Below are 20,987 nucleotides of genomic sequence, written 5' to 3'. Positions count from 1 at the left end.
GTAATCTGATTGGCGCGGGCAAGGATGGCGCGACCCACCACGACCTCGACGGCCGCCCGCGCCATGCCGGCGGCGCGGCGCAACGCCCTGCCCGGCCGCCTCAGCCCCGGCATGGCCTGCGACACCGCGTTCCGGATCATCGCCCGCCGCCACCTCGACGCCGTGCTGGCCCAGCATGACGGCACATGCCGCGGCGACCCGGAGGCGTTGCACCAGATCCGGATCGCATTGACGCATCTGCGCACCGCCATCCGTTTCTTTTCGCCCATGGTCGATGACGGATTGCGACCGGAGGTCTGGACCGAGCTGAAATGGCTGAACAACCAGCTCGGCATGGTGCGGGACCTCGACGTTGCGATCGAGCGGGTCATCGCCGAGAGCGGAGGCGAGCTTGCGGTGATTGCCGAGCTTCAGCATTGGGACGAGAAGCGCGCCGAGAGTCATCGCCTGCTGGCGCGCGCGCTGCAATCCGCGCGCTATCGCCGCCTGGTCGAGCAGGTCTCGGGCTGGATCCAGAGCGGTCCCTGGTCGACCCGGCGCAGCAAGGAAGCCATGAGACTGCGCCGCTGCTCGCTCGCCGACCATGCCACGGCGAAATTGATGGAATGGGAGGCGACGCTGCTCAGGAAGGCGCGAAAACTCCGCAAGCTCGACGTCGAGAAGCGCCACAAGGTGCGGCTTCTCAATAAGCGGATGACGTATTCCGTCGAATCGCTGGAGGACCTGTTCGCCGACGAATCGTTGGCGAAGCAGAAGGCGATCCTCAAGCAATTGCGCAAGGCGCAAAAGTCCCTCGGGCAGTTGAACGACGATGCGCGGGGGCAGACGCTGGCGGCGTCGCTGAACGAGGTCGTCCCCGAGGCGGGCATTCGCTTCCTCGACCGCAAGCGGGAAAAGAAGCTGTTGCGAACCGCTTCGTCGGCCTACCGGAAGCTGGACAAGGCCAAGCCCTTCCGCTCCTCGGACCTCGCGCCGAACTCGGAGCCAGAAGATTAGGTGTGGACGTAGTCTCCCGGCGCATCAGGCAGGCCGGGAGCTTCTCCAAGCCCCATCTGCGGCGGATCGGACAACGCGCCGGAACGCGCGCCCAGCCACTCGGTCCATACCGGCCACCAGGATCCCTCGGCTCGCGGTGCCAGCTTCAGCCATTCATCCGGACCGACATAAGGCCCGTCCTCGGCCTTGCTGAGCACTTGATAGCGGTGCCCGTCCTCTCCCGGAGGTGCGACGACGCCGGCATTGTGGCCGCCACTCGTCAAAAGGAACGTCACGTCCGCGTCGACCTGATAGTGGATCTTGTAGACCGATCGCCACGGCGCGACGTGATCGGCGAGCGTGCCGACCACGAACATCGGCGCATGGATGTCGGACAGCGAGATGCTCTTGCCGTCGACGCGATAGCGGCCCCCGGCAAGGTCGTTGTCGAGGAACAGTTTTCGCAGATATTCCGAATGCATGCGATAGGGCAGCCGCGTGGCGTCGGCATTCCAGGCCATCAGATCGTTCGGTGGCGCGCTCTCGCCCATCAGATAGTCGTGCGACAGCCGCGACCAGATCAGTTCGTTGGAGCGCAGGAGCTGGAACGCGCCGGCCATCTGCGCCGTGTCGAGATAGCCGCGCTGCCACATCATGTCTTCGAGGAAAGCGACCTGGCTCTCATTGATGAAGAGCGTCAGCTCGCCGGCCTCGGTGAAGTCGGTCTGGGCGGCCAGGAGCGTGACCGTGCCGAGACGGCCATCGCCGTCGCGCGCCATCGCGGCAGCAGCGATCGACAGCAAGGTGCCGCCCAGGCAATAGCCGAGCGCATGGGTCTTCCGACCCGGCATGATCCGGCCGATCATGTCCAGCGCAGCCATGACGCCGAGCTTGCGATAGTCGTCGAAGGCGACATCCCGGTCCTTGGCGTCGGGATTCCGCCAGGAAATCGCGAACACGGTGAAGCCTTGATCGGTCAGATACTTCACCAGCGAATTCTGCGGCGACAGATCGAGGATGTAGTACTTCATGATCCAGGCCGGCACGATCAGGATCGGCTCGGGTCGCACTTGCGCGGTCGTCGGGTGGTACTGGATCAGCTCGATCAGCTCGTTGCGATAGACGACCTTGCCGGGTGAGGCCGCAACGGTCTTGCCGACGACGAACTTCTCGTCGTCGGCCGGCTTCGACAGGGAGAGCAGCCGCATCAAATCGCTGCACCAATTCTGCCAGCCGAACACGAAATTCTCGCCGCCGCTCTGGAATGCCTTCTCCAGCACCTGCGGATTGGTCGCCGCGAAATTCGAGGGCGCCAGCATGTCGAGCATCTGGCGCATCGAGAACTCGACGATCGCTTCATTTGCGTGCGAGACGCCACGCACGCCGGTCGTGGCATCGTGCCACCAGCGCTCGCCGAGCAGAAACGCCTGCGCAAGCAGGTTGAACGGCGCGGTCTCCCATTGCCGGCCCTTGAAGCGGCGATCCCGCGCCTGCGGCTCGATCACGGACCAGGGCTTTTGCGATGTCGCGTGCGCGGCTGCTTGCAGGAACTGAGCGGTGTCGCGAAGGACGTAGCGCGAGATCTCCATCTGGCGCTGTGGCGCAGCAGCGAGATGCGAACCCCAGTCGAGCCAGGCGAGCGACAAGGCCAGCGGCGAAATGCCGCCCGTGAAACGCGCCAGCGTCGCGTGAAACGCGCGGTCGACAGGGTAAGGCTCCGATGCAGGCGAAGGATCGGCGGCGACCGGCTTGCCCGCGGGCGCTTCGGGCGGCGGCGCCGAGGCTTCAGGGCCAACAACGGGATTGACGGAGATCGCCTGCGCAGGCGGCTCTTCGGCCCGTGGAAATATCTGCACGACGCTCATGGCTGGATGTTCCTGCGGGCTTCTCGTCTCAGTCGGAAGCAGGATATGGCGACGCTCCGGATGCGCGTTGAGCTGCATCAAATCCGCGCCGCGGATCACAATTGCTTAATCAAGCAGAACCAGCTTCTTCCGCTTGACCTGGGTCAAACCCCGCCTCGACGCTGCAGCTAGGTTTTGCCTATCGAAATTCGGCAAGCCAGCGGAGACTGCCATGCGCGCCCACCAGATCATGACCCGGTCGGTCATCTCGGTCACCCCCGACACCAGCATCGTCGAGGCAGCAAACATCATGCTGAAGCGGCATGTCAGCGGCCTCACGGTGGTCGACGATACCGGCAAGCTGGTTGGCGTCGTCTCAGAAGGGGATTTCATCCGCCGCAGCGAAATCGGCACCGGGCGCACGCGCGGGCGCTGGCTGAGGTTCATTCTCGGCCCCGGCACATCAGCCAGCGACTTCGTCCAAGAGCACGGCCGCAAGGTCTCGGAAGTGATGACGGCATCGGTTGTGACCATCACCGAGGATACGGCGCTCGCGGAGATCGTCGATCTCATGGAACGGAACAACGTGAAGCGCCTGCCGGTCGTGCGCGGCGACAAGGTCGTCGGGATCGTATCCCGCGCCAACCTGCTGCAGGCGGTGGCCGGGCTCGCCCGCGAGGTGCCGGATCCGACGGCGGACGACGATCACATTCGCACCCGCATCATCGACACCATGGAGAAGAACGACTGGTGTCCGTTCGGACTCAACGTCATCGTCCGCGACGGCATCGTTCACCTCAGCGGCGTCATCACCGAAGAGCGGGCGCGGCAGGCCGCGGTCGTCGCGGCGGAGAACGTCGAGGGCGTAAAGAAGGTGCACGACCATCTGTGCTGGGTCGACACCATGTCTGGCGTCTACCTGAACTCGCCCGAGGACGACGATCTCGCCAAGGCGAGCTGAACCAAACGCGATTCAGCTCGGAATGACGGCGGTGGCCTCGATCTCGACGCGCGCCGCCTTCTCCACGAGGCGCACGACCTGGACCAGCGCCATCGCGGGATAGTGCGCGCCGAAGACGGCACGGTAGACCTTGCCGAGCTCCTTGAGGTTCGTCAGGTACTCGTCCATATCGACGACGTACCAGGTCAGGCGCACGAGATGCTCGGGCCGCGCGCCGGCTTCGGCCAGGATCGCGGCGATATTGCCGAGGGTCTGCCGCACCTGCGCGACGAAGCCGTCGGCAAGGCGCTCCTCGGCGTCCCAGCCGATCACTCCGCCGGTGACGACGATACGTCCCTCGGCGGCCATGCCGTTGGCATAACCCTTCGGCACCGGCCAGCCGGACGGCTGCAGCACCTGCGCCGCTGACCGGATTTCGTTCTCGGCTGCTGTCGGCAGCACCGCGAGCTGCGGGCCCTTCGGCGTCGTCACAGACAATTCTCTATCCTCTATTCATTCCGCCGCGACGCCCGAGGACGTCACTGCGGCCTGCGCCAATTGTCTCAGGGCAAAGCGTTTCAACTTGCCGGTCTCGGTTTTCGGCAGCCGCGTCACGAACTCGATCGCCCGCGGATATTTGTACGGCGCGATCTCGCGTTTGACATGTTCCTGCAACTCGGTCGCCAGCTGGGCGTCCGGCGTCACGCCAGCTGCGGCGATGACATAGGCCTTCACGATCATCCCGCGCGCCTCGTCCGGCGCACCGACGACGCCGCACTCGGCGACGGAAGGATGCGTGAGCAGCGCCGCCTCGACGTCCGTGCCCGCGATGTTGTAGCCGGCCGACACGATCATGTCGTCGGAGCGCGACTGGTACCAGAAATAGCCGTCGCTATCCATCAGGTAGGTATCGCCGGTGATATTCCAGCCGTTCTGGACGTATTTGCGCTGCCGCTCGTCGGCGAGATAACGACAGCCGGTCGGCCCGCGCACCGCGAGCTTCCCCATCGTGCCCGGCGGCACATCATTGCCGGCATCGTCGACGATCTTTGCTTCATAACCCGGCACGGGCTTGCCGGTTGCGCCGGGGCGGATTTCCTCCTCGGTCGCGCTGATGAAGATGTGCAGCAATTCGGTCGAGCCGATGCCATCCATCAGCTTGATGCCGGTGGTCTTGAGCCAGGCATCGAAGGTCGGCTTAGGCAGGGTCTCACCGGCGGAGACGCACTTTCGAAGCGAGGAGATGTCGCGCCCCGAAAGCTTGCCGATCATGGCGCGGTATGCGGTCGGCGCTGTGAAACAGACCGTGGTCTTGTATTGCTCGATCGCAGTCAGGATCTCGTCCGGCGTCGTCTTCTCCAGCACGACAAAGGAGGCACCGATATGCATCGGAAACAGCACGCCGCCGAAGCCGAAGGTGAAGGCGAGCGGCGCCGAGCCGACGAAGCGGTCCTTCTGCTCGGCACGCAAGATGTTGCGTGCATAACCATCGCACACCGCCAGCATGTCCCGGTGGAAGTGCATGGTGCCCTTGGGATCGCCCGTCGTGCCCGACGTGAAAGCGATCAGGCAGACGTCGTCGGAGGCGGTATCGACAGCCTTGAACTCAGAACTTGCATCCGCGATCAGCGCCTCGAGGGAGTCGCTCGTACCATTGCCCCAATAGACCACATGCCTGAGGCCGGGAGCAGCCAGCTTTGCCTTCTCCATCTCCTCGGAGAGCTTTCCGTCGCACAGCGCCAGCGAGATCTCCGCCTTCTGGATCGGATAGGATAGTTCCTTGGCACGCAGCAGGGGCATTGTCGCCACGACGATGCCGCCGGCCTTGATCACCGCGAGATAGGTCGCAACCATCATGGGGTTGTTGGCCGAGCGCAACAGCACACGGCCGCCGGGGACGAGACCCAGCTTGCCGACCAGCACATTGGCTGTGCGGTTCACGAGCGCTTGCAGCTCGCGATAGCTGTAGCTGACAGCGGGGCTGATGACGCAAGGGGCGTCACCATGGCCCTGCTCGACCCAGCGGTCGAGGAAGTAGCTGACGCAGTTCAGTCGCGGCGGATAGCGCAGCTCCGGCCGCGTGAAGACGAATTCGGGCCAGAGCTCGCGCGGCGGCAGATGTTGCCGTGCGAACAGATCGACATGCGCCGTTGCGGCGTTGCCGTCATGCGAGTCCGACACGTGAATCTTGGCGGCGTTGGCCATCGCACGCTCCTTTCAGCATGGAAAGCACCCGGCAGCAGGATCTGGAAAACATTTTAGGCTTAAAACAATTTCGCGCAATAGCGGATTTTGGACATCCCGTGCTTTTTCCTGCGGCAAAAGGGATTGGTGGCCTGCCCTGGCCGGGCTTACGGCCGGCGGCGCGCGGCCGATTTCTGCGCCGACGCCTTGGTCTTGGCGAGGAGCCGCATCAATTCGCGCACATCCTTCGGCGTCAGGTCGGCAAAGAGATCGGCGATCCAGGTTTCGTGCTCCGCAGCCATCCTGCGGAACTCGGCCCGGCCGAGTTTCGTGAGGCGGATGACCTGGACGCGGCGGTCCGTCTCCGAGGTACGACGGTCGAGATGGCCGGATTCCACGAGGCGCTCGACGAGACCGGTCACGTTGCCGTTCGACACCATCATGCGCTTGGAGACATCGGACAGCGTCATGCCGTCCGGCGCCTTGTCGAGCTGTGCCATCAGATCGAAACGGGGCAGCGTGACGTCGAAGCGCTGCCGCAGCCGGCCGCGGACCTCGCCCTCGATCAGGGTCGTGCAGGTCAGGAGGCGCAGCCACAGCCGAAGCTCTTCGGCATGGTCTTCCGGCGTTTCGACGGCCTTGGTCTCGGAATCGAGCATCTCGATGCAGTCACTCACGGTCGGCATTGGCGCCGCGCGGATTGCCCAACATTTTGAGCTTCAAATAAATTGAAGCCGGCTGCAAGTCCAAAGCTGCAACAATCGACCGCAGGGCAGTTTCTTTAGGCTTCAAATAATTGGCGCGACGCTTGCATGCGCCGCTGCCCGCAGGATGGCGGCACTTGAGCTCTGCTTGCCGCGGCAGCCATCATCGGCATAAGCTTGGATTGGAATACGCGGCTTGCAGCGCAAGCCCTGATGTCACGGGGGACAGATCATGACAACGAGAACGACCTTGGCTGCGGCCGCCTTGCTGCTCGGCACCGCAATGACCCCTGCCCTCGCCCAGGAGAAGATCAAGCTCGGTGTGGTCGTGACCCTGTCGGGCCCCGCCGCCGCGCTTGGCCAGCAGGTTCGCGACGGCTTTGCGCTCGCGGTGAAGGACCTCGGCAGCAAGATGGGCGGCCGCGATGTCGAGGTCGTCGTGGTTGACGACGAGCTCAAGCCCGACGCAGCGGTGACGAAGGTCAAGGGCCTTCTGGAGCGCGACAAGGTCGACTTCGTGGTCGGCCCGATCTTCTCCAACATCCTCCAGGCGATCCATCGCCCTGTGACGGAATCGAAAGTGTTCCTGATCAGCCCCAATGCCGGCCCGTCGACCTTTGCGGGCAAGGACTGCAATCCGTTCTTCTATGTGACGTCGTATCAGAACGACCAAGTCCACGAGGTCCTCGGCAAGGTCGCGCAGGATCGCGGCTACAAGCGCATGTACCTGATGGTGCCGAACTATCAGGCCGGCAAGGATTCGGTGGCGGGCTTCAAGCTCGACTACAAGGGCGAGATCGTCGAGGAATCCTACATGCCGCTCAACACGCTGGACTTCCAGCCGGAGCTTTCGAAGATCTCGTCCCAGAAGCCCGATGCCCTGTTCACGTTCATGCCGGGCGGGCTCGGCGTCAATCTCGTCAAGCAGTACAAGCAGGCCGGCCTCGCCGACACCATAGCGGTGCTCTCGGCCTTCACGGTGGATGAATCGACCCTGCCGGCACAGCAGGACGCGGCCGTCGGCATGTTCGGCGGCGCGAACTGGGCGCCCAATCTCGACAATCCCCAGAACAAGAAGTTCGTTGCCGCCTATGAGGCCGCCTATAACAGCGTGCCCGGCACCTACGCCTTCCAGGCCTACGACGCTGCGATGCTGATCGACAGCGCCGTCAAGGCCGTGAAGGGCGACCTTTCGAACAAGGACGCCGTCGGGGCCGCGCTGAAGAAGGCCGACTTCACCTCACTGCGCGGCGCCTTCAAGTTCAACACCAACGGCTATCCGATCCAGGACTTCTACCTGACCAAGGTCGCCAAGCGTCCGGACGGCAAGTTCCAGACCGAGATCGTCCAGAAGGTCTTTGAGAATTACGGCGACCGCTATGCCAAGGACTGCAAGGCGGCGAACTGAGCATGATCCGGAAAAGTGTTCAGCGGTTTTCCGAAAAGATCATGCTCGAACAATAGCCGCGCATCGCGTTACGGGAGGACTACAATGAAGAGCGAAATCACAGGCATCACGCGGGCCAATGAGGGAATCCAGGGCATCTCCTGGAACATCCTCGGCCAGACCTATGTGCCGAAGAGCTACGCCGAGAACAGCTTCTCCTGGCATGCGACGTTGCCGCCGGGCACGTTCGTCCCGCCCCACATCCATCCCGACCAGGATGAGTATCTCTACATGCTGGAGGGCAAGCTCGATTTCATGCTCGGCAATTCCGAGTCGCAGGCCACCGCCGGCGATCTGATCCGGCTCGGCATGGGCGTGCCGCACGGCATCTTCAACAAGTCGGAGCAGACCGCCAAGGTGCTGTTCTGGGTCGCGCCGAGCCGCAAGCTGTTCGACCTGTTCTGGGGCCTTCACAACATGAAGGAGCAGAAGCCGGAGGACGTGGTGGCGATGGCCGCCGAGTTCAACATCCACTTCCTGCCGCCGCCTCCCGGCGCCGGCTAGAGGCGTGTCTTACGCGCGCACCGCCGCAAGTCCCGGGACTGCGGCGAAGCCCGCCTTGGTGGCGTAACCGCGTACGATCGCCTCGCGCTGAGAATAGCTCAGCACGTTGTCGACATCGTCGAATCCGTCAGGAGCAAGCTGCTCGACGGCGTCGATGACACCCTCCGGGCCGCCGCGCCGGTTGGAGCGCACGATGTCCGCCGTCATCGGCAGGCGCTTCTTCTCGTATTCGAGCAGCGCCTGACGCGGATGCTCGGCGCGCACCAGCGCGTCGGCGAGGCAGCGCGCGTCGAGGATCGCCTGCGACGCACCGTTGGAGCCGACCGGATACATGGGGTGCGCGGCATCGCCGATCAGCGTGACTCGGCCCGACGACCAATAGGGCAAGGGATCGCGGTCGCAGGTCGGATATTCGTAGAATTCGGGCGTCGCCGAAATCAGGCTCTTCACATCGACATAAGGCACCGAGAAGCGCGCCACATGCGGCATCAGCTCCTCGCGGCGGCCCGGCCGCGACCAGTCTTCCTTCCGCGGCGGCGGGGCGTTGCCTTCGCCGACCTTCACCAGGACCGCCCAATTGGTGAGGCGGCTTGCCGCGCTCGATCCCTCAGCGATCGGATAGATCACCACCTTGGCATTGAGGCCGCCGGCCACGATCATCGATTTGCCGGTGAGGAACAGCGGCCAGTCGCGCGCACCGCGCCACAGCATCAGGCCGTTCCAGCACGGCGGCCCCTCGTTCGGGAACAGCGTCTCGCGCACGCGCGAATGAATGCCGTCGGCGCCGATCAGGATGTCGCCGCGCGCGGTATGGACGTGCGCGCCGGCCCGATCGAAGAAATAGGCGGTGACGCCGCCCTCGTCCTGCGTGAAGGCACCGAGACGGCAGCCGGTGTGGATTGCGTCCACTCCGAGCCGCTCCTCGACGGCGCGATGGATGACGCCCTGAAGCCGGCCGCGATGGATCGAGAATTGCGGAACGTCATGGCCGGCGTCGATGCCGCGGGCTTCGCGCCAGACTTCCTGGCCGTGACGATTGAGGTAATAGAGCTGGTCGGTACGGATCGCGACGTCGTCGAGCTTCTGCAACAGACCGAGGCCGGCAAGCTCACGCATGGCATGCGGCAGCGTGTTGATGCCAACACCGAGCTCGCGGATGGTGTCGGCCTGCTCGAAGATCTCGCAGTCGAGGCCGCGCGAGCGCAGCATCAATGCCGTGGTGAGACCCCCGATACCGCCACCGACGATAATCGCCTTCATCGCCCTTACTCCACTCGAAATACTTGAGGCAACGAGGTTAACGTCGCACGGGCGGTTACTCCGCCGCAAGCGGCTTTGTCGCCTCCGCCTTGAGCTCGGCCCGGGTCTTGGGCTTAGCCTTAATGCGCAACTCCTCGAGATCCTGCCGGTCGCGCACACTATTGCGGAAAACCTGGTCTTTTCCCGGCAGATATTGCGGCGGGCAGAACGCGTCGTCCGCGCCATACCAGGCCGCGGCCTTCATGGTGAAGAAGGGATCGACCAGATGCGGCCGCCCAAGTGCCACGAGATCCGCCCTGCCAGCGGCCAGAATGGTGTTGGCCTGGTCGGCCGTCGTGATGTTGCCGACGCACATGGTGGCCACGCGCGCCTCGTTGCGGACCTGGTCGGAAAACGGCGTCTGAAACATGCGGCCGTAGATCGGCTGTGAATCACGGACGGTCTGCCCGGTCGAGACGTCGACGAGATCGACGCCGGCCTCGGCGAAGGCCCGCGCGATCGCCACGGCGTCGTCGCCGGTGACGCCGCCCTCCGCCCAGTCGGTTGCCGAGATGCGCACCGACATCGGCTTATGCGACGGCCACACCGCCCGCAGCGCCTCGAAGATCTCGAGCGGGAAACGCAGGCGGTTCTCGAGTGAGCCGCCATATTCGTCCGTGCGGGTGTTCGTCAGCGGCGAGATGAAGCTTGCGAGCAGATAGCCGTGGGCGCAGTGCAGTTCGAGCATGTCGAAGCCGCAGCGCTCGCCGCGCTCGGCCGCGGCGACGAAAGCATCCCGCACCGCGTTCATGCCGGCGCGATCGAGCTCGCGCGGCACCTGGCTGTCGGGGAAATAGGGCAGCGGCGACGCCGAGACGACGTCCCAGCCGCCCGCCTCCAGTGGACGGTCAATGCCATCCCACATCAGCTTGGTCGCGCCCTTGCGGCCGGCATGCCCGAGTTGCAGGCAGATTTTTGCGGCCGAGTTACCGTGGACGAAATCCACGATGCGCCGCCACGCAGCCTCCTGCTCGTCATTCCACAGGCCGGCGCAGCCTCGCGTGATGCGGGCGTCACGGCTGATGCAGGTCATCTCGGTGAAGATCAGCCCGGCGCCACCGATCGCGCGTGATCCATAGTGCACGAGATGGAAGTCCGTCGGGACGCCCTCTTTCGCCGAATACATGCACATCGGCGACATCACGGCGCGGTTGGCGATCTCCATCTCGCGCAGGCGGAATGGCTGGAACAGCGGCACCATGGGTTTGTTGGTGTCGACGTCGAAGCCGCTATGTCGAACCTGTTTTGCAAAGGACTTCTCGACCTCGGCCACGAAATCGGGCGCACGAAGCTTGAGATTGTCGTAGGTGATCGCCTTCGAGCGTGTCATCACGCCGAAGGCGAACTGCACGGGATCGAAGTTCCAGAAGCGATCGACGTGCTCGAACCAAACCAGCGAGACGTCGGCGGCATGCTGCGTTTTCTCGACCTCCTCGCGGCGGCCATGCTCATAGCGATCGAGCGCCGCCTTGATGCTGGGGGCCTTCTCCATCGCCTCGGCCAGCGCGATCGCGTCTTCCATCGCGAGCTTGGTGCCGGAGCCGATCGAGAAATGCGCGCTCGCCTTGGCGTCACCCAGCAGCACCATGTTGTCCCTCACCCAGCGCTTGCTGCGGATCATCGGGAAATTGCGCCACATCGAGCGATTGGTGAGCAGCTTGTGCCCATCGAGGAACCAGCCGAAGATGTCGGCCATCCGCGCCGCGGACTGGCTCTCGTTCAGCCCCGTCAGCCCGGCGCGCTCGAACGTCTGCGGATCGGTTTCGAAAATCCAGGTCGAATGCCCGGCCTCGTACTGATAGGCATGGGCGATGAACGGCCCCCACTCCGTCTCCTGGAAGATGAAGGTGAAGGCATCCAGCGGCTTGGTCGACCCCATCCAGGCGAACTTGTTGGCGCGAAGGTCGACCTCCGGCTGGAAATGATCGACATATTTTTCGCGGAAGCGACTGTTGACGCCGTCGGCAATCAAGATCAGATCGGCATCAGCGAAGCGGGACTCGTCATCGATATCCACTTCGAAATGCAGGACGACGCCGAGCTCGCGCGCCCGCTCCTGGAGGATCAGGAGCAGCTTTTGCCGCGAGCAACCGCAAAAGCCGTTGCCGCCAACCCGGTGCACCGTGCCGCGGAAATGCACGGCAATGTCGTCCCAATAGGCGAATTCCTGGGTGATGCGGCGGTAGCTCGGAAGATCGTGCTTCTCGAAATTGTCCAGCGTGGCGTCCGAGAACACCACGCCGAAACCGAAGGTATCGTCGGCCCCGTTGCGCTCATACACCGTGATGTCGGCGCCCGGCCGCTGCTTCTTGAGCAGGATCGCAGCATAGAGACCCGCGGGTCCGCCACCGATGATCGCGACTTTCATGGGAGCCTCGCCAATTCACCCGGCCATGAAAACTATTTTAAGCCTAAAATAATTTTGCGCAAGTCCCCGTTGCTGCAAGGCCAAGGGAAAAGCCGGCCTAGTCGCCCCGGAAGACCGGTTTGACCTTGTTGGCGAAGGCCTCGAACGCGCGCTCGAAATCCGCCGTCGTCATGCACAGCGCCTGGGCAACGGCTTCAGCCTCGATCGCCTCCTCGATCGACATCGCCCATTCCATCGCCAGCATCCGCTTGGTCATGGTATTGGCGAAAGTCGGCCCTTCCGCGATTTGCCTGGCCAGCAGTTGGGCCTGCGGCAGCACCTGCTCCGGCGTGATGAGACGGCTGAAGAAGCCCCAGCGCTCCCCCTCCTCCGCGGTCATGAAGCGGCCGGTGTAGAGCAGCTCGGAGGCGCGGGACTGTCCGATGATCCGTGGCAGAATCGCACAGGCGCCCATGTCGCAGCCGGCAAGGCCGACCTTGTTGAACAGGAACGCAACCTTGGCCCCGCTCGCCGCAAGCCGCATGTCCGACGCCATGGCGACGATCGCCCCGGCCCCGGCGCAGATGCCCTCGACCGCCGCGACGATCGGCTGCGGGCAGGCCCGCATCGCCTTGACGAGATCGCCCGTCATCCGGGTGAAGGCCGTCAATCCCTTGGTGTCCATCTTCACGAGCGGGCCGATGATCTCGAACACGTCGCCACCGGACGAGAAATTGCCGCCGGCGCCGGTGACGACGATGGCCTTGACCGCGTCATCGAACGCGCATGCGCGGAAAAAGTCCGTCAGCTCCCGATAGCTCTCGAAGGTCAGCGGGTTCTTCCTTTCGGGACGGTTGAGCGTCACGGTGGCAACACCGTCGACCACGGCCAGCAGGAAATGCTGCGGCGAATAATCCGCAAGCGGCAAGGTCACGGGGTTGGCTGGTCTGCTCATGAGATCTCCTTGGCTTCGTTGTTCCGCAACCTGTGCACGCGCGCTAAATTTCACCACCGGCAACCGCGATCGCCTGCCCGGTGATCGCACCGGCACCCTCGCCGCACAGCCAGAGCACCGCATCCGCGACCTCCTGAGGCGTGATCAACCTTCCTTGCGGATTATGCTTCGCGAGCTCGGCGATGGCCTGCTCGCGGCTGCGCCCGGTCTTCTTCATGATGTTCTCGATACTGCCGGCAACGAGATCCGTGTCAGTGAAGCCGGGGCAGACAGCATTCACGGTCACGTTGTTTCCGGCCATCTCAAGGGCGAGCGAACGCACCAGACCAATCACGGCGTGCTTGGCCGCAGTGTAGGCGCTGACATAGGCATAGCCCTTGAGCCCGGCCGTCGACGCGATCGCGACGATACGGCCGTAGCGACGATCCTTCATTACCGGCAGCACACCGCTGATGGCATTGACCACGCCCATGAAATTGACATCCATCATGCGCGCGAACAGCGCGCTGTCGGATTTGGAGAACGGCGCGGATTCGGCGCTTCCAGCATTGGCGACCAGGATATCGATCGGCTGCCGCGCACTCGCCTCGGCGATGGCAGCCTTCAGCGCAGCTTCATCCGAGACGTCGGCGACCGCCGCAAAATGCGCGGCTCCTGCCTTGACCGCCTCTTCGAGAACGGCGGCGTTGCGGCCGAGCACCGTTACGGTCGCACCTGCCTCGACGAGAGAGGCGGCGATCGCGCGGCCGATGCCGCGACCACCTCCGGTCACCAGCGCGTGCGGCGAATGGGGCAATGCAGACATGCGCTGGCTCCCTGGGATCTGCTGATCGTTCCCTCGATATATTTTAAGCTTCAAATTTTTGCAACGAAAGCGCGGACCGGGGTCGCAGACACCCTCCCAGGAACGACCGGCCCGAAAATTGCTTTAAGTATAAAATTGTCCCTTCCCATCGCCCTCAGGCCTGTTAGCATCGGCAGGCCCAGCGAAAGGACGTTGCGTGTCGCAACCTGTGCCAATGATAACAAAGGACGGACGCTTCGCCTATGAAGCTGCAGGCGATCCGGGCGCAACACCTCTGATTTTCCTGCACGGCATTGGTGGCGCGGCGCGGGCCTGGAGGCAGCAACTTGCCACCTTCAGCAACCGCTTTCGCGCGATCGCATGGGACATGCCCGGCTATGGCGGGTCGGCGCCGCTCGCGAGCGTCAGCATCGCCGCCCTGGCCGACGCGTTCCAGCAATTCATCGAGCAGATCGGCGCAAGCAGGCCCATTCTGGTCGGCCATTCGATCGGCGGCATGATCGTCCAGAAATGGCTGGTGCAATCGCCGAAACTGGCGCATGCGGTCGTCCTGGCGCAGACCAGCCCGGCCTTCGGCAAGGCCGACGGCGACTGGCAGAAATCATTCATCGCGGCGCGGCTTGGGCCGCTCGATCGTGGCGAGACGATGAAGTCGCTGGCGCCTTCCCTGGTGAAGGAACTGGTCGGTGACGATCCTGATTCCAGAGGAATGGAGCTTGCGCGCGAGTGCATGGCAAGCGTGCCCGAGGCGAGCTATCGCGCGATGATGCTGGCCTTGATCGGCTTCGATCAGCGCAGCACGCTCAGGGATATTTCCGTCCCGACGCTGCTGCTGTCCGGTTCCAAGGACAACAACGCCCCCGCTCCGATGATGGCGAAGACGGCGACCTACATTCCTTCGGCCGAATATGTCGAGCTGGCCGGCGTGGGGCATCTCGCCAACCTCGAGCGCCCTGATGCCTTTGACGAGGCCCTCGGCCGGTTCCTGAACTCCGTCGCGACCATAGCATAAGGTGTCTGCGCCATGACCATGCAAGTCAGCAAGAACATCGGCGCCACCGACAAGGTCGCGCTGGATGCCCCCATCTTCGATCCCGTCGCATTTCGCCTTAGCGACGAACAGGCCGGCATCATCGCACGCGCGCGGGAAATCGGTCAGAGCGTGTTCGCCGGCCGCGCCGCGACTTACGACCGCGAGGCGATCTTCCCGACGGAGAATTATCGCGACCTGCATCGCGTCGGTCTGCTCGGCATCGCCGTCCCCAAGAAGCACGGCGGGCTCGGCGCGAACTACCAGACTTATGCCTTGGCGGCGGCCGAGATCGGCCGCTATTGCGGCGCCACTGCGCTCACCTGGAACATGCATGTCTGCTCGACCCTGTGGTCGGGGCCGCTCGCCGACGATCTCGACATGGACGCCGAGACCCGCGCGGAGCACGAGCGGCGGCGCGCGGTTCACTACAAGCGCATTGTCGAGGACGGGGCAATCTATTCGCAGCCGTTCTCGGAGGGTGGCGCGGCCGCCGCCGGCGGCGTTGCCTTCGGCACGGAAGCAAAGCCCGTGGAAGGCGGCTGGATCGTCAACGGCAAGAAGATCTTTGCATCGCTCTCCGGTCATGCCGACTATTACGGCGTGCTCTGCACCGAGATCGAGGAAGGCGAGAAGGCTTCGCGCCGCAACACCCTCTACCTCGCCATTTCAGCAAAATCGGAAGGCGTCTCCGTCGTCGGCGACTGGGATCCGCTCGGCATGCGCGGAACGGTCTCGCGCACGCTGTTGTTCAAGGACGTGTTCGTGCCGGAAGATGCCGCGCTGATGCCGCGCGGGGTCTATTTCCAGGCCGCGATGCGCTGGCCGCACATGTTCCTGACGCTGTCGCCGACCTATATGGGCCTCGCGCAAGCCGCCTATGATTTCACCGTGCGTTATCTGCGCGGCGAGGTCCCGGGCATGCCGCCGGTCAAGCGGCGGATGTATCCGACCAAGCAGATCGCGCTGGCGCAGATGCAGATCAAGCTCGAGCAGATCAAGGCGATCTGGTTCCAGACCGTCACCGAGGCGCGCGCCAATCCAAGCAAGGAGCAGGTTCTGCGCGCCTATGCCGCGCAATATTCGGTGATGGAGGGGGCCAATGAACTCGCAGCTCTCGCGATCCGCACCTGCGGCGGCCAGGCGATGCTCCGATCACTGCCGCTTGAGCGCATCTATCGCGACAGCCGCTGCGGCTCGCTCATGCTGCCCTGGACAGCCGAGCTCTGCCTCGACCGGATCGGGCGCGAGGCGCTGTACGAGGCCGGCGAGACGGACGACTGACGGTGGACCTCTGTAGCCTGATCGACCGCAACGCGGCATTCGCGCCGGACAAGACGGCGATCGCCTTCGAGGGGGAACGGCTCAGCTATGCGACGTTCGCCGCGCGGATCGAACGAACCGCCTCGGCCCTGAAGCAGGAACTCGGCGTCGGCCGAGGCGACCGCGTGGCTATCCTGAGCCTGAACCGGCCGGACTATCTCGTCCTGCTCTACGCTTGTGCGCGGCTCGGGGCGATACTGGTGCCGCTGAACTGGCGGCTGGCCGTCGCCGAGCAGCTCTTCATTCTCACCGATGCCGGCGCGAAGGTTCTCGTGCTCGAACAAGCGTTCGAGGGAGTTCTTGCGGATCTTGCGCGGACTACCCCGGGACTATCGGTCGTCGGGCTAGACTTCGCGCCGCTGCACGGGGCGACCTTCGAAAGCCTGCTGGCGCGCAGCGAGGGCAGCGGCCGCAATCCGCACACCGATCTCTCCTGCCCGCTGCTCGTCGTCTACACCTCTGGAACGACGGGACGGCCGAAAGGCGCGGTGCTGCGTCAGGAGGCGCTGTTCTGGAACGGCGTCATGAGCCAGCACATGCACAACATGACGTCCGAGGATCATGTGCTGACAGTGCTGCCGTTCTTCCACGTCGGCGGCCTCAACATCCAGACCACGCCGGCGCTCCAGCTTGGCGCGACCGTCACGATCCACGCCCGTTTCGCACCAGACACGGCTCTGGCGGCCATCGAACGGGAGCGACCGACGCTAACCGTGATGGTACCGGCGATCATCCAGGCCGTGAGCGAGCATCCCGCCTGGGCCGTGACCGATCTTACGTCGCTCAAGGCCGTCGCGACCGGCTCGACCATCGTGCCGCCGCATCTGATCGATCGTTTCGTCGCCCGCGAGGTTCCTGTGCTTCAGGTCTACGGCTCGACGGAGACCTGCCCAATTGCGATCTATACGCGCCTCGGCGGCGATCTTGCGCGCGCCGGCTCAACCGGACTTGCCGGCTTGTGCTGCGAGGCAAAGGTGATCGATCCGGCCGGCAGCGAGGTGCCGGCGGGCACGCCGGGCGAGATCGCGGTGCGCGGTCCCAACGTGTTCTTCGAATATTGGGGCAATGCGGAGGCCACACGCGATGCGCTGCACGACGGCTGGTATCGCACCGGCGATATCGGCCTGTGCGACGCCGACGGCTATTTCTGGGTCCGCGACCGCAAGAAGAACATGATCATTTCGGGGGGAGAAAACGTCTACCCGGCCGAGGTCGAGCGCGTGCTGCTCGAACACCCCGATGTCAGCGAATGCGCCGTGATCGGCCGGCCGGACCCGCGCTGGGACGAGGTACCTATCGCCTACGTTATCCCGCGGACCGGCTGCCGCCCCGAAGCGGACGAACTCAGAGCGCATCTTCAAGCGCAGCTCGCGCGTTACAAGGTTCCACGCGACATCGTCTTCGTCGGCGATCTGCCGCGCACGGCGTTGGGCAAGGTGCAGCATTTCCTGCTGAAGCAGCTTGATGCGCAGTCGCGCGCACAAGGAGACGTATCTTGAAGATTGCAGTTCTGGGTGGGGGAAACGGCTCTTTCGCGGCCGCAAGCGATTTCGCGATGGCGGGACATGACGTCCGGCTCTGGCGCCGTGACGCCGATCAGGTCGCAGCGCATCGCGCCGCCGGCTCACGCATCCTGATGAAGGACCACAACGGCCGCCACGACGTGAAGCTCGCGCTGGTCACGACCGACATCGCCGAAGCCGTCAACGGCACAGAGCTGATCCTGTGCCCCGCTCCTGCTTTCGCACAGGCGGACATCGCCCGCCTGCTGGCTCCGCATCTGCGAGACGGCCAGGTCGTGTTTCTGCCGCCGGCGACCTTCGGCTCGATGATCTTCGCGCGGGCCGCGCGGGACGCCGGCAACCATGCCAAGGCGAGCTTCGCCGAGACTGGCACGCTGCCCTGGCTGACCCGCAAACACAGGCCGTTCGAGGTCGCGATCACCATCCGCGCCAAACGACTGCCGGTTGGGGTGTTTCCGCTCGATCAGGCACCGCGCGCGCTCGACGTGATTGAACGGGCCTTTCCCGGCGTGATCGAGCCGTGCGGAGACGCGCTGTCCGGCGCGCTGATGAATGCCGGCCCCATCATTCATCCACCACTGATCGTGATGAATGCGGGCCCGATCGAGCATTTCGAGACATGGGACATCCACAAGGAGGGCACGCAGGCCTCGATACGCCGAGTCACTGACGCACTCGATGCCGAGCGGGTCGCGGTGCGCGAGGCGCTCGGATATAGCGCGCCGCATTTCCCGCTCGCTCATCACTACGCGAGGGAGGGCGAGATCTGGATGTATGGCCGTGGCTCGCACGACCGGTTGACCGATTCCGGCGACTGGCGCGAGCGAATCGTCCTGACCGAACACCGCTACATGCGTGAGGATTTGCGCCTCGGGCTCTCGCTGCTGGTTTCCGTCGCCGGCCTGGCGGGCGCGGCCACGCCGCTGGCCAAGGCTTTCCTGGCCATCGGCGGCGCGATCTGCGGCGAGAACTTTGCGCGAGAAGGCCGAACGCTCGGTACGCTGGGTCTTGGCAAGCTCGACAAGACCGAGTTGCAGACACTCCTTCGCAGGGGATTTTGATCGATGACCAGCCGCGCCATTGCCTGTCTCGGGGCCGGCCGCATGGGACGCGGCATCGCCGTCGCGTTCGCCTACGCGGGGCATAAGGTCACCATGATCGACGTCAAGACACGTTCGGCAGACGAATTCGCCAAGCTGGAAGCAGATGCGCACGGCGAAGTCAGGACGACGTTTGCGAGCCTCTCGAAGCTGGGGCTACTGACCGAGACAGACGTCGATCCGCTCATCGCGCGGGTCTCGGTGGTGCCGGCCAGCCAAAGCGGCGCAGCGCTGGCCGAAGCCGGAATGGTCTTCGAGGGCGTCCCCGAAGTCGTCGAGCTCAAGCGGGAGGTGCTGGGGGCAGCCTCTAGGCAAGTCGGCCCGGATACGATCATCGCGTCGACGACGTCGACCATCCTCGTCGACGATCTCTCCGGCGCGGTCGTGAACCCGCGCCGCTTCCTCAACGTGCACTGGCTCAACCCGGCCTATCTGATCCCGCTGGTCGAGGTTTCGCCCGGCAGAGCGACCGACCCCGCGATCATCGACGAGGTCAAGGCGCTGCTCGAGGGCATCGGCAAGGTACCGGTGGTCTGCGCGGCGACGCCCGGATTCATCGTCCCGCGTATCCAGGCGCTGGCGATGAACGAAGCCGCGCGCATGGTCGAGGAAGGTGTCGCCAGCGCCGAAGAGATCGACAAGGCGATCCGCTATGGCTTTGGCTTCCGCTATGCCGTGCTCGGACTGCTCGAATTCATTGACTGGGGCGGCGGCGACATTTTGTACTATGCCAGCCGCTATCTCGAGGGTGCACTCGGCAGCGATCGCTACCGCGCGCCGGACGTCATTTCCCGCAACATGCATGAAGGCCGGATCGGCCTGCGCACGGGCGCGGGATTCCTCGATTACTCAGGCATGGACGTTGACGCCTATCGCGTGAAGCGGCTTCAAGCCATGGTGGACCTGCTCCGGCACTTCGACCTCGCTCGGCCGCCCGTGCTCGATCGCAGCTAGCCGAAGACGTCCTGAAGCACGCCTTCCCGCACCACTGCGACGCCGTCGAGCTCGATGGTCGTTCCCATCATCGGCAGATCGAAATGGCCTGCGGTGTAGCGGCCGGCAAATTCATTGGCGCCGGTCGAGAACAGGAAATTGCCGGAGACGGCACGAATTTCGGTACCGTTGGTGTCGCGCTGGTCGTACATCGACAGCGCTTCATAGCGCGCGCCGGGGTTCATGCCGAAACCGACATGCGAGACCGCATAGGCCTCGCGGTCGCCCCAGGCCGCGAGATAGGCCCGCATCATCGCGGCATCCGTGCCCTCGCCTTCCAGCTCGACGACGTAATCGTCCTTCAACGTCATCGTCACCGGCGAGGTCAGGTATCGCTTGAACGTGAGGTTGATGTCGCCCGGCGCCATCACCAGCGTGCCATTGATCGTCCCGCTTTTGGGAAAGCTGACGACAATGCCCCCCGGCCAGTGCGCCAGCGTGCCGGGCTTATCAGTCCACCCCCACACGCCGACCGTGGAAGCGCCGACCATGTCCACATCGAGTGCCGTGCCGGCCTTCGAGGTGACCCGCATCCGCTTGGTTCCGCGCAGCATCTTTGCCGCGGCACGAACGCGCTTTTCGAGCGCGGAATCGGGCACCATCCGCTCCAGCGCCTCGGGATGCTCGTTGGAGATCACCAGGATCCGCGCACCGGCCTTCAGGATATCTGGCGTCTCCACAGCATGCATCAGGCCCTCGATGGTGCAATCCACCACGAAGCCGGCCTGCTGAAGGGCTGTGATGACCGGACCAAGCTTTTGGATCGCCTCGCTCGCACCTGTCGAACGAACCGCGACGATATTCCGGTTGCGCGGGGTCGGCATCACCACGTGAAACGGCCGTGCCCCCGTTCGCAACAGCGCGAGCTCAGCCAGATGCACGTTCAGCGCGCGTGACTGGGTTTCCGAGAGGATCGCAGCGGTATCGCCGGCCTTGACGGCGCAGCGCTCAAATATCTCGCAAAATGCGTCAATCCATTTTGCCTCGATGCGATCCGCCAGCATGGTTCACTCC

Annotated in this window: 18 protein-coding genes; 9 read left to right on the top strand and 9 right to left on the bottom strand. The window is 64.3% G+C overall.

Going from position 1 to position 20,987, the window contains the following annotated elements:
• Window positions 1-24: 24 nt before the first annotated feature.
• Complete coding sequence (locus tag RAD15_RS12290) at window positions 25-996, top strand: CHAD domain-containing protein (RefSeq protein WP_458177657.1); 972 nt, start codon at window positions 25-27, stop codon at window positions 994-996.
• On the opposite strand, the gene RAD15_RS12285 is transcribed toward RAD15_RS12290, so the two are convergent.
• Window positions 993-2,840, bottom strand: coding sequence for a PHA/PHB synthase family protein (locus RAD15_RS12285; protein ID WP_458177655.1), 1,848 nt, complete (start codon window positions 2,838-2,840; stop codon window positions 993-995). The two genes, RAD15_RS12290 and RAD15_RS12285, sit on opposite strands and share 4 nt — an antisense overlap.
• Window positions 2,841-3,051: 211 nt before the next feature.
• Here RAD15_RS12285 and RAD15_RS12280 point away from each other — a divergent pair, with 211 nt between their 5' ends.
• Window positions 3,052-3,780, top strand: a complete 729-nt coding sequence (locus RAD15_RS12280; protein ID WP_458177653.1) for a CBS domain-containing protein — start codon at window positions 3,052-3,054, stop codon at window positions 3,778-3,780.
• 12 nt (window positions 3,781-3,792) lie between these two features.
• Here RAD15_RS12280 and RAD15_RS12275 read toward each other — a convergent pair whose 3' ends face one another.
• From RAD15_RS12275 to RAD15_RS12265, 3 genes are all read right to left on the bottom strand, one after another.
• Window positions 3,793-4,251: a RidA family protein gene (locus tag RAD15_RS12275; protein ID WP_458178004.1), complete on the bottom strand. Its 459-nt coding sequence runs from the start codon at window positions 4,249-4,251 to the stop codon at window positions 3,793-3,795.
• Window positions 4,252-4,272: 21 nt separating this feature from the next.
• Complete coding sequence (locus RAD15_RS12270) at window positions 4,273-5,964, bottom strand: benzoate-CoA ligase family protein (protein ID WP_458177651.1); 1,692 nt, start codon at window positions 5,962-5,964, stop codon at window positions 4,273-4,275.
• 146 nt (window positions 5,965-6,110) lie between these two features.
• Window positions 6,111-6,629 carry a MarR family winged helix-turn-helix transcriptional regulator gene (locus RAD15_RS12265; RefSeq protein WP_458177649.1) on the bottom strand — a complete coding sequence of 173 codons (519 nt, stop codon included), beginning with the start codon at window positions 6,627-6,629 and terminating at the stop codon, window positions 6,111-6,113.
• Window positions 6,630-6,879: 250 nt separating this feature from the next.
• On the opposite strand from RAD15_RS12265, the gene RAD15_RS12260 reads away from it, so the two are divergent.
• Together RAD15_RS12260 and RAD15_RS12255 are read left to right on the top strand one after the other, a co-directional pair.
• Window positions 6,880-8,055, top strand: coding sequence for an ABC transporter substrate-binding protein (locus RAD15_RS12260; protein WP_458177647.1), 1,176 nt, complete (start codon window positions 6,880-6,882; stop codon window positions 8,053-8,055).
• Between the two features lie 84 nt (window positions 8,056-8,139).
• Complete coding sequence (locus RAD15_RS12255) at window positions 8,140-8,598, top strand: cupin domain-containing protein (RefSeq protein WP_458177645.1); 459 nt, start codon at window positions 8,140-8,142, stop codon at window positions 8,596-8,598.
• 9 nt (window positions 8,599-8,607) lie between these two features.
• On the opposite strand, the gene RAD15_RS12250 is transcribed toward RAD15_RS12255, so the two are convergent.
• The 4 genes from RAD15_RS12250 to RAD15_RS12235 form a co-directional block, all read right to left on the bottom strand.
• Complete coding sequence (locus RAD15_RS12250; protein WP_458177644.1) at window positions 8,608-9,858, bottom strand: flavin-dependent oxidoreductase; 1,251 nt, start codon at window positions 9,856-9,858, stop codon at window positions 8,608-8,610.
• A gap of 55 nt (window positions 9,859-9,913) precedes the next feature.
• Window positions 9,914-12,265: a bifunctional salicylyl-CoA 5-hydroxylase/oxidoreductase gene (locus tag RAD15_RS12245; protein ID WP_458177642.1), complete on the bottom strand. Its 2,352-nt coding sequence runs from the start codon at window positions 12,263-12,265 to the stop codon at window positions 9,914-9,916.
• Window positions 12,266-12,362: 97 nt separating this feature from the next.
• The gene (locus tag RAD15_RS12240) at window positions 12,363-13,199 is read right to left on the bottom strand and encodes an enoyl-CoA hydratase family protein (protein ID WP_458177640.1); all 837 of its coding nucleotides are present in this window, start codon (window positions 13,197-13,199) and stop codon (window positions 12,363-12,365) included.
• Window positions 13,200-13,242: 43 nt separating this feature from the next.
• Complete coding sequence (locus RAD15_RS12235) at window positions 13,243-14,004, bottom strand: SDR family NAD(P)-dependent oxidoreductase (RefSeq protein ID WP_458177638.1); 762 nt, start codon at window positions 14,002-14,004, stop codon at window positions 13,243-13,245.
• A 214-nt stretch (window positions 14,005-14,218) separates the two neighbouring features.
• On the opposite strand from RAD15_RS12235, the gene RAD15_RS12230 reads away from it, so the two are divergent.
• From RAD15_RS12230 to RAD15_RS12210, 5 genes are read left to right on the top strand one after another with little or no spacing between them, the layout of a single operon-like run.
• Complete coding sequence (locus tag RAD15_RS12230) at window positions 14,219-15,016, top strand: alpha/beta fold hydrolase (protein WP_458177636.1); 798 nt, start codon at window positions 14,219-14,221, stop codon at window positions 15,014-15,016.
• Between the two features lie 12 nt (window positions 15,017-15,028).
• On the top strand, window positions 15,029-16,318 hold the full coding sequence (locus RAD15_RS12225; protein ID WP_458177634.1) for an acyl-CoA dehydrogenase family protein: 1,290 nt from the start codon (window positions 15,029-15,031) through the stop codon (window positions 16,316-16,318).
• A 2-nt stretch (window positions 16,319-16,320) separates the two neighbouring features.
• Window positions 16,321-17,856, top strand: a complete 1,536-nt coding sequence (locus RAD15_RS12220) for a class I adenylate-forming enzyme family protein (protein WP_458177632.1) — start codon at window positions 16,321-16,323, stop codon at window positions 17,854-17,856.
• Window positions 17,853-18,941 carry an NAD/NADP octopine/nopaline dehydrogenase family protein gene (locus tag RAD15_RS12215; RefSeq protein ID WP_458177630.1) on the top strand — a complete coding sequence of 363 codons (1,089 nt, stop codon included), beginning with the start codon at window positions 17,853-17,855 and terminating at the stop codon, window positions 18,939-18,941. The genes RAD15_RS12220 and RAD15_RS12215 overlap by 4 nt, the downstream gene beginning before the upstream one ends.
• Window positions 18,942-18,944: 3 nt before the next feature.
• Window positions 18,945-19,934, top strand: coding sequence for a 3-hydroxybutyryl-CoA dehydrogenase (locus RAD15_RS12210; protein WP_458177628.1), 990 nt, complete (start codon window positions 18,945-18,947; stop codon window positions 19,932-19,934).
• Here the strand turns inward: RAD15_RS12210 and RAD15_RS12205 are convergent.
• The gene (locus tag RAD15_RS12205; protein ID WP_458177626.1) at window positions 19,931-20,977 is read right to left on the bottom strand and encodes a peptidase M29; all 1,047 of its coding nucleotides are present in this window, start codon (window positions 20,975-20,977) and stop codon (window positions 19,931-19,933) included. The two genes, RAD15_RS12210 and RAD15_RS12205, sit on opposite strands and share 4 nt — an antisense overlap.
• Window positions 20,978-20,987 lie beyond the last annotated feature (10 nt).

This window comes from Bradyrhizobium sp. 14AA, assembly GCF_054185205.1.
Note: the sequence above shows the minus strand (reverse complement) of the source record. Positions and strands in the feature narration are given on the sequence as shown.

Coding starts and splice junctions, on each gene's coding strand:
- RAD15_RS12205 (WP_458177626.1), bottom strand. CDS start 20,977: ATGCTGGCGGATCGCATCGAGGCAAAATGGATTGACGCATTTTGCGAG.
- RAD15_RS12290 (WP_458177657.1), top strand. CDS start 25: ATGGCGCGACCCACCACGACCTCGACGGCCGCCCGCGCCATGCCGGCG.
- RAD15_RS12225 (WP_458177634.1), top strand. CDS start 15,029: ATGACCATGCAAGTCAGCAAGAACATCGGCGCCACCGACAAGGTCGCG.
- RAD15_RS12240 (WP_458177640.1), bottom strand. CDS start 13,199: ATGAGCAGACCAGCCAACCCCGTGACCTTGCCGCTTGCGGATTATTCG.
- RAD15_RS12235 (WP_458177638.1), bottom strand. CDS start 14,004: ATGTCTGCATTGCCCCATTCGCCGCACGCGCTGGTGACCGGAGGTGGT.
- RAD15_RS12280 (WP_458177653.1), top strand. CDS start 3,052: ATGCGCGCCCACCAGATCATGACCCGGTCGGTCATCTCGGTCACCCCC.
- RAD15_RS12250 (WP_458177644.1), bottom strand. CDS start 9,858: ATGAAGGCGATTATCGTCGGTGGCGGTATCGGGGGTCTCACCACGGCA.
- RAD15_RS12230 (WP_458177636.1), top strand. CDS start 14,219: ATGATAACAAAGGACGGACGCTTCGCCTATGAAGCTGCAGGCGATCCG.
- RAD15_RS12245 (WP_458177642.1), bottom strand. CDS start 12,265: ATGAAAGTCGCGATCATCGGTGGCGGACCCGCGGGTCTCTATGCTGCG.
- RAD15_RS12260 (WP_458177647.1), top strand. CDS start 6,880: ATGACAACGAGAACGACCTTGGCTGCGGCCGCCTTGCTGCTCGGCACC.
- RAD15_RS12270 (WP_458177651.1), bottom strand. CDS start 5,964: ATGGCCAACGCCGCCAAGATTCACGTGTCGGACTCGCATGACGGCAAC.
- RAD15_RS12210 (WP_458177628.1), top strand. CDS start 18,945: ATGACCAGCCGCGCCATTGCCTGTCTCGGGGCCGGCCGCATGGGACGC.
- RAD15_RS12285 (WP_458177655.1), bottom strand. CDS start 2,840: ATGAGCGTCGTGCAGATATTTCCACGGGCCGAAGAGCCGCCTGCGCAG.
- RAD15_RS12265 (WP_458177649.1), bottom strand. CDS start 6,629: ATGCCGACCGTGAGTGACTGCATCGAGATGCTCGATTCCGAGACCAAG.
- RAD15_RS12255 (WP_458177645.1), top strand. CDS start 8,140: ATGAAGAGCGAAATCACAGGCATCACGCGGGCCAATGAGGGAATCCAG.